The organism is Streptomyces sp. MGP-P1 (assembly GCF_057766565.1).
In genome coordinates, this window is record NZ_JBYMEM010000004.1 from 317,665 (window position 1) to 325,055 (window position 7,391).

Here is a 7,391-nt window from a genome sequence, read left to right on the forward strand (position 1 = left end):
GCCGGGCGGGCTGGGGGTGGCCGGGGTGGGTTGGAAAGGATGCGCTCGATCGTTGGGCTGGGGTGGAACTGATGCCCCCAATCGCCGGACGGGCTGGGGTGGGTGGCCGAGGGGGGCGTTTTCAAGCCCCTCCGGCGATTGAGGAGCGGGGTCCGGGGCGGAGCCCCGAAAGGCGCCCGGGGTGCGGGCTGGAAAAGATGTCCTCAATCGCCGGACGGGCTGGAACTGATGCCCTCAATCGCCGGGCGGGCTGGGGGTGGCCGGGGTGCGGGCTGGAAAGGACGCCCTCAATCGCCGGGCGGGCTGGGGGTGGCCGGACAGGCTGGAAAGGATGTCCTCAATCGCCGGACGGGTTTGCATGCCTCGGTGGCAGCGGTGGCCTCCGCAGGTTCGGGGCCGTTTCGTACGAGGGTGGGGTCGCCGCCGGGTGCGCGGCCAGCAGTTCCAGGGCCAGGCGGACCGCGTCGTCGAGGACGGCGTACCGGCCCTCCGCCCAGTCCAACGGCGTGCGCAGGGCCTCCACGTCCGGTTCCACGCCGTGGTTCTCCACCGACCAGCCGTACGTGTCGAACCAGGCCGCGTTCATCGGCACGGTGATCACCGTGCCGTCGCCCAGGCGGTGGCGGCCGGTCATCCCGACCACGCCGCCCCAGGTGCGCTGGCCCACCACCGGGCCCAGCTTCAGCAGCCGGAACGCGGCGGTGATCATGTCGCCGTCGGAGGAGGTCGCCTCATCGGCCAGGGCGACCACCGGACCGCGCGGCGCGTTGGAGGCGTAGCTCACCGCCTGGGCGTTGCGGGTCAGGTCCCAGCCGAGGATCCTGCGGGTGAGGTTCTCCACGACCAGCTCGCTGATGTGGCCGCCCGCGTTGCCCCGTACGTCCACGATCAGGGCGGGGCGGGAGACTTCCAGCCGCAGGTCGCGGTTGAACTGCGCCCAGCCCGAGCCGCCCATGTCCGGGATGTGCAGGTAGCCGCATTTGCCGCCGCTCAACTCCCGTACGACGTCACGGCGTTTGGCCACCCAGTCCTGGTAGCGCAGCGGGCGTTCGTCGACCAGGGGCATGATCGCCACCCGGCGGGACGGGCCGCCGCCCGCCGGGGAGAAGGTCAGCTCCACCGTCGTGCCGCCCGCCGCCGTCAGCAGGGGGTACGGGCCGGCGACCGGGTCCACCGGGCGGCCGTCGACATGGGTGAGGACCGCGCCCTCCCTGATCCCCGTACCCGCCAGCGGCGAACGGGCCTTGGAGTCCGAGGAGTCGCCGGGCAGGATGCGCTGGACCGTCCAGGCGCCGTCCCGGCAGACCAGGTTGGCGCCGAGGAGGCCGATCGCGCGCTGGTAGTGCGGCGGGCCCTCGTTGCGGCGGGCGGGGGAGACGTACGCGTGCGAGGTGCCCAGCTCGCCCAGCACCTCGCGCAGCAGATCCGCGAACTCGTCCGGTGACGCGACCCGTTCGACCAGGGGACGGTACTGGTCCAGCACCCCGTCCCAGTCGATGCCGCACATGTTCGGCTCCCAGAAGTAGGAGCGGATGAGCCGCCCCGCCTCGCCGTACGCCTGCCGCCACTCCGCCCCCGGGTCGACCTCGTGCAGGATGCGGCGCAGGTCCAGGAAGACCGTGGAGTCGGTGTCGCCGGGCTCGGTGGCCGGTACGGCGCGGAGTTCGCCGTCGTCCATCACGACCAGGCGGGACGCGTCGCCGCTGACCGAGAACCAGTCGAGGTGGTCGACCAGTTCGGTCCTGCGGGCCTTCGCGATGGTGAAGTGCTCCAGGGTCGGCCGCCCCGACATGTCGGCCGGGTTGGCGAACGTCTCGCCCAGCGCCCCCGAGATCGGCCAGCGCAGCCAGACCAGCCCGCCGCCGCTCACCGGGGCCAGCGCCGAGTACTTGGAGGCGGAGACCGGGAACGGCGTCACCCGGCTCTCCAGCCCCTCGAACTCGACCATGACCGTGGACCCCTCCGGCGTACCGCCTTCCGGCACGTCCACCGGGTCCAGGCCGCCCGCCGCCGGACGGCCGTCGGGCGAGAGGGCGAAGGGGGACGGGGTCGCCGAGGAGAGCGGGACCAGGTACGGGCGGCAGCCGAGCGGGAAGGACAGGTCGCCGGTGTGGACGTCGTACACCGGGTCGAAGCCGCGCCAGGAGAGGAAGGCGAGGTAGCGGCCGTCGTCCGTGAAGACCGGGTTCTCGTCCTCGAAGCGGCCGTTGGTGACGTCGACGACCACCGGGGCGCCGGGGCCGGAGATCCGGGCCAGCTTGATCTGCCGCAGCGAGCGGCCGATGCCCGGGTGCGACCAGGTCAGCCAGTCGCCGTCGGGGGAGAAGGCGAGGTCGCGCACGGGCCCGTTGACCGAGCGGATCAGCTCGGTGAGGCCGGGGTGCTCGTCGACCGGCGCGGCGCTGTCCGGGGCCGCCGCGCCGGTGGCGGCGTGGAGGTCGGCGCGGGTCGAGCCGCTGGGGGCCTTCTCCTCCGCCACGGTTCCCAGGGGCTCCACCTCGGGCTCTCCCGTGTCCAGGAGCAGCAGGCGGCCGTCGTTCGACGCGATGGCGAGGCGTTCCCCCTCCGGGTCGGAGGTCATCTCCTGGACCCGGCCCAGCAGCCCGGAGGCCAGCCTGCGCGGCGGGCGGTCGCCGCTGGCGCGCGGCAGGTAGGCGATCTCGACGGCGTCGGGACCGTCCGCGTCGGTGACGTACGCGACCTGACCGCCGCTGCCGAGCATCTCCGGCAGCCGCACCCGGACGCCGGGGGTGTCGGCGATGGTGCGGGCGGGGCCGTCGCGGTGGGTGAGCCAGTAGAGGCTGCCGCGTACGGTGACGGCGCTGGCCCGGCCCGTCTCGTCGACGGAGAGCGAGTCGACGTTGCTGGCGGCGGGCACCTGGTGGACGCGTCGGCCGGTGCGCGGGCCGCCGAGGCGCACCTCCAGCTTGCGCGGGGTGGCGTCGGGCGACTCCAGGTCCTCGACCAGCCACAGATCGCCCGCGCACTGGTAGATCACCCGGTGGCCGTCGCTGGAGGCGTTGCGGGCGTAGAAGGCGTCGTGGTCGGTGTGCCGGCGCAGGCCGGTGCCGTCCATCAGGCAGGAGTAGAGGTTGCCGACGCCCTCGTGGTCGGAGAGGAACGCGATGCGGCGGCCGACGAACATCGGGTTGGCGAGGTGGCCGTCGATGTCCGGGAGCAGGCGTTCGCCGTGCAGCCACAGGCGGCCCATGGCCCCGCCCCGGTAGCGCTTCCAGGCGGCCGGTTCGTGCGGGGGCGTGCCGGTGAGCAGCAGGGTGCGGCGCTCGCCGTCGACGTCGGCGACCGCGATGTCGGAGACCGGGCCCCAGGGGAGCCTGCCGCCGGGCCCGCCGTCGGTGGGGACGCTGTAAGCCCAGGAGAAGTACGAGAACGGCTGGTTGTGCGAGGAGACGGCGAGGATCTGACAGGCCTCGCCCGGATCGGGGCTCCAGCCGCAGACCCGGGCGTCGGTCGAGCCCCAGTGGGTGAGCCGGCGGGCCGGGCCGCCGTCCACCGGGGTCAGGTGGATCTCGGGGTCCAGGGTGCGCCAGGTCGTGTAGGCGATGGAGGAGCCGTCGGGCGAGAAGCGTGGATGGCTGACCCGGGTCCGGTCGACGGTCACCCGCCAGGCCCGTCCGGGGCGGTGCCCGGCGGCGGCGAGGGGGGCGACCCAGAGGTCGTCCTCGGCCGCGAAGCACAGCAAGTCCTGGTGAAGGTGCGGGAAACGGAGATACGCGACGTCGTCACTCACCCCCCAATGTTTTCGGTGCGCGGGGTCCGGGGCAACTTGTGGTGCAGAACACAAGCGAAACGATTTCGTTTCGCTGGGCGGTGCGGGTACGGTTCAGGTGTACGAAACAGTTTCGTTCGATGCTGAGCGGGACTGACTGACAATGAGCGGGACACCGGGCAGTGAAGCGAAGGAGGTCGGCACATGGCACGCACCAGGCTGACCCCCGAGCGTGAGGGCGAGCTGTACGAGGCCGTCCTCGACCTGCTCCGGGAGGTCGGTTACGACGCCCTGACCATGGACGCCGTCGCCGCCCGTACCCGGTCGAGCAAGGCCACCCTCTACCGCCAGTGGGGCTCCAAGCCCGAGCTGGTCGCGAAGGCGCTGCGGCACAACAAGCCGGGGAACCTCGCGGACATCGACACCGGTTCGCTGCGCGGGGACTTCCATGCCGCGCTGAGCCGGACCGACGACTGCCAGATGGAGAAGGACGCCGCGCTGATGCGGGGCCTGAGCCATGCCGTCCATGAGTACCCCGAGCTGCTCCAGGCCCTGCGCGAGCTGCTGATCGAACCGGAGATGACCGGCTTCGACCAGATGCTGCAACGGGCGCGGGACCGGGGTGAACTGCGGCCGGACAATCCGGCGCTGAAGTACATCCCGCACATGCTGGTCGGCGCGCTGGCCGCCCGGCAACTGATCGAGGACCGCCCTGTCGACCAGGAGTTCCTCATCGACTACGTGGATTCCGTGGTTCTCCCCGCCCTCGGTGTCTGACGTCCCCGCCCCACCCGTACGGCCCTCTCCCCGACGCTCCACCTGACACGCCGCTCTCGTCGTCGGGCTGGTTCCTCATGCCCAATTCCACTCATACGACCTGACCGGGAGTACGCCCTCGTGGCCACTTTCCTCTACAAGCTCGGACGGCTCACCTTCCGCCGCCGCCGCTTCGTCGCCCTGATCTGGGTGGCGCTGCTGGCGGTCGCCGGAATCGGTGCGGCCACCGCGCCCGCCGCCACCTCCAGTTCCTTCTCCATTCCTGGTACGGAGGCGCAGCGCGCCTTCGACCTGCTGGAACAGCGCAACCCCGGCACCAGTGCCGACGGTGCCACCGCCCGTGTCGTCTTCAAGGCGCCCGAGGGCGAGAAGGTGACTGATTCCGCCAACAAGAGCGAGATCACCGGCATCGTCAAGGAGCTGCGTTCCGGCTCGAAGCAGATCGCCTCGGTCGCCGACCCGTTCGAGACGCAGGCTGTGAGCCAGAACGGTTCGACGGCGTACATCTCGGTCTCCTACAAGGCCAACTCCATGGAGCTGACCGACGCGACCCGGGACTCCCTGGAGGACGCGGGCAAGGACGCGCAGAAGAGCGGCATGAAGGTGGAGATAGGCGGCGACGCCCTCCAGGTCATGCCGCACACCGGGACCGCCGAGATCATCGGTGTCGTCATCGCCGCCATCGTCCTGGTCATCACCTTCGGATCGCTGGTCGCCGCCGGACTTCCGCTCGTTACCGCGCTCATCGGGGTCGGCATCGGGGTCTCGACGATCACCGCGCTGGCCAGTGTGCTGGATCTGGGCTCCACCACCTCGATCCTCGCCATGATGATCGGCCTCGCCGTCGGCATCGACTACGCGCTCTTCATCGTCTCCCGCTACCGCGCCGAACTGGCCGAGGGCAGGGAGCACGAGGAGGCCGCCGGACGGGCCGTGGGAACGGCCGGATCCGCGGTCGTCTTCGCCGGGCTGACCGTGGTCATCGCCTTGGTGGGCCTCGCCGTCGTCAACATCCCGATGCTGACGAAGATGGGCTTCGCCGCCGCCGGAACGGTGGCCATCGCCGTCCTCATCGCCCTCACCCTCGTCCCGGCCGCCCTCGGCTTCGCGGGCAAGCGGGTCATGGGCCGCAAGGCGCGCAAGGCCGCGGAGAAGGAGAAGGACACCGAGGCCAAGCCGAACATGGGCACCCGCTGGGCACGGTTCGTGCTGCGGAAGCCGGTCTGGGTCATGCTCGTCGGCGTCCTCGGCCTCGGCGTCATCGCCGTACCGGCGGCCTCGCTGGAGATGGGCCTGCCCGACGACGGCGCCCAGCCGAAGTCGACCACGCAGCGTCAGGCGTACGACATGCTCTCGGACGGCTTCGGCCCCGGGTTCAACGGTCCGCTGCTGGTCGTCGTCGACACGAAGAACAGCTCCGACGGCAAGGCCGCCGCGGATCGGGTCTCCGAGGAGATCGAGTCCATCGGCGTCGGCGCCGTCATCCCGCCCGCCTTCAACAAGGCCGGCGACACCGCGACGATCACGGTCATTCCGAAGGACCGCCCGTCCTCCCACGCCACGGAGGAGGTCGTCCATTCCATCCGCGACGCGGGTGCGGACGTGAAGTCGGACACCGGCGCGGAGGTCCTGGTCACCGGCGCCACCGCGATGAACATCGACTTCTCGCAGAAGATGAACGACGCGCTGCTGCCCTACCTGGCGCTCGTCGTCGGTCTCGCGTTCCTGCTGCTGATGCTGGTCTTCCGCTCGATCCTCGTCCCGCTGAAGGCGGCCCTGGGCTTCCTGCTCTCGGTGGTCGCGGCCCTCGGTGCGGTCGTCGCGGTCTTCCAGTGGGGCTGGCTCGGCTCGCTCTTCGGCGTCGAGCAGACCGGCCCGATCATGAGCATGATGCCGATCTTCATGGTCGGCGTGGTCTTCGGTCTCGCGATGGACTACGAGGTCTTCCTCGTCACGCGGATGCGCGAGGCGTACGTCCACGGCGAGAGCCCGGACCAGGCCATCGTGACCGGCTTCAAGCACGGCGCACGGGTGGTCACGGCCGCAGCGGTGATCATGATGGCGGTCTTCTCCGGCTTCATCGGCTCCAGCGAGCAGATGATCAAGATGATCGGCTTCTCGCTCGCCATCGCCGTGTTCTTCGACGCCTTCGTGGTGCGGATGGCGATCGTGCCCGCCGTCCTGGCCCTGCTCGGCAAGCGGGCCTGGTGGCTGCCGCGCTGGCTGGACCGGGCGCTGCCCAACGTGGACGTGGAGGGCGAGAAGCTGCAGAAGCAGCTGACCGACGATCCCGGCTCCTCGCAGGGGCCCGGGGACGGCGGCGGCGAGGGTGAGCGCGAGCTCACCCGCGTCTGACCCGTCCGTCCCGACGACGCTCTCCCAGCTCCGGGGCCGCGTCTGAGCGGAGCGTGACCCCGGAAGCCCCGGTTACCTGTGGGGACGGGGACCGGGGCACAGCGAAAGCCCCCGTGCGCACTGCACGGGGGCTTTCCTCCTGCGGCTTTCCTCCTGCGGCGTTCCTCCTGCGGCGTTCCTCCGGTGGAGGACGGGCGAGTCGTCGAGGGCGGGCGAGGCGCGGGCCGGGCGCCGCACGCGGTCAGCGCGCCGCCGGGTCGCGGAGGAACAGCGACTTCGACCACAGGTAGCCGAGCACCACCAGGCCGAGACTCCAGCCGACGGCCAGCCAGCCGTTGTGGCCGATCTCGGTGCCGAGGAGCAGGCCGCGCAGGGTCTCGATGACGGGGGTGAAGGGCTGGTACTCGGCGATCGGCCGGAACCAGCCCGGCATGGTGTCGGCCGGGATGAAGGCGCTGGAGATGAGCGGGAGGAGGATCAGCGGCTGTGCGCTGTTGGCGGCGGCCTCCGCGTTCGGGCTGGCCATGCC

At 71.2% G+C, this 7,391-nt stretch carries 4 protein-coding genes; 2 read left to right on the forward strand and 2 right to left on the reverse strand.

Features of this window, described 5'->3' with window-relative positions:
- Positions 1 to 337: 337 nt before the first annotated feature.
- Positions 338 to 3,751 carry a S41 family peptidase gene (locus AC3CH1_RS09155; protein WP_488462452.1) on the reverse strand — a complete coding sequence of 1,138 codons (3,414 nt, stop codon included), beginning with the start codon at positions 3,749 to 3,751 and terminating at the stop codon, positions 338 to 340.
- Positions 3,752 to 3,934: 183 nt separating this feature from the next.
- Between AC3CH1_RS09155 and AC3CH1_RS09160 the strand changes: the two genes are divergently transcribed.
- Together AC3CH1_RS09160 and AC3CH1_RS09165 are read left to right on the forward strand one after the other, a co-directional pair.
- Positions 3,935 to 4,507 carry a TetR/AcrR family transcriptional regulator gene (locus AC3CH1_RS09160; protein ID WP_488462453.1) on the forward strand — a complete coding sequence of 191 codons (573 nt, stop codon included), beginning with the start codon at positions 3,935 to 3,937 and terminating at the stop codon, positions 4,505 to 4,507.
- Between the two features lie 120 nt (positions 4,508 to 4,627).
- On the forward strand, positions 4,628 to 6,862 hold the full coding sequence (locus tag AC3CH1_RS09165; RefSeq protein ID WP_488462454.1) for an MMPL family transporter: 2,235 nt from the start codon (positions 4,628 to 4,630) through the stop codon (positions 6,860 to 6,862).
- 241 nt (positions 6,863 to 7,103) lie between these two features.
- On the opposite strand, the gene AC3CH1_RS09170 is transcribed toward AC3CH1_RS09165, so the two are convergent.
- A partial coding sequence (locus tag AC3CH1_RS09170; RefSeq protein WP_488462455.1) for an ABC transporter permease occupies positions 7,104 to 7,391 on the reverse strand: 288 nt, incomplete at its 5' end.

Coding starts and splice junctions, on each gene's coding strand:
- AC3CH1_RS09160 (WP_488462453.1), top strand. CDS start 3,935: ATGGCACGCACCAGGCTGACCCCCGAGCGTGAGGGCGAGCTGTACGAG.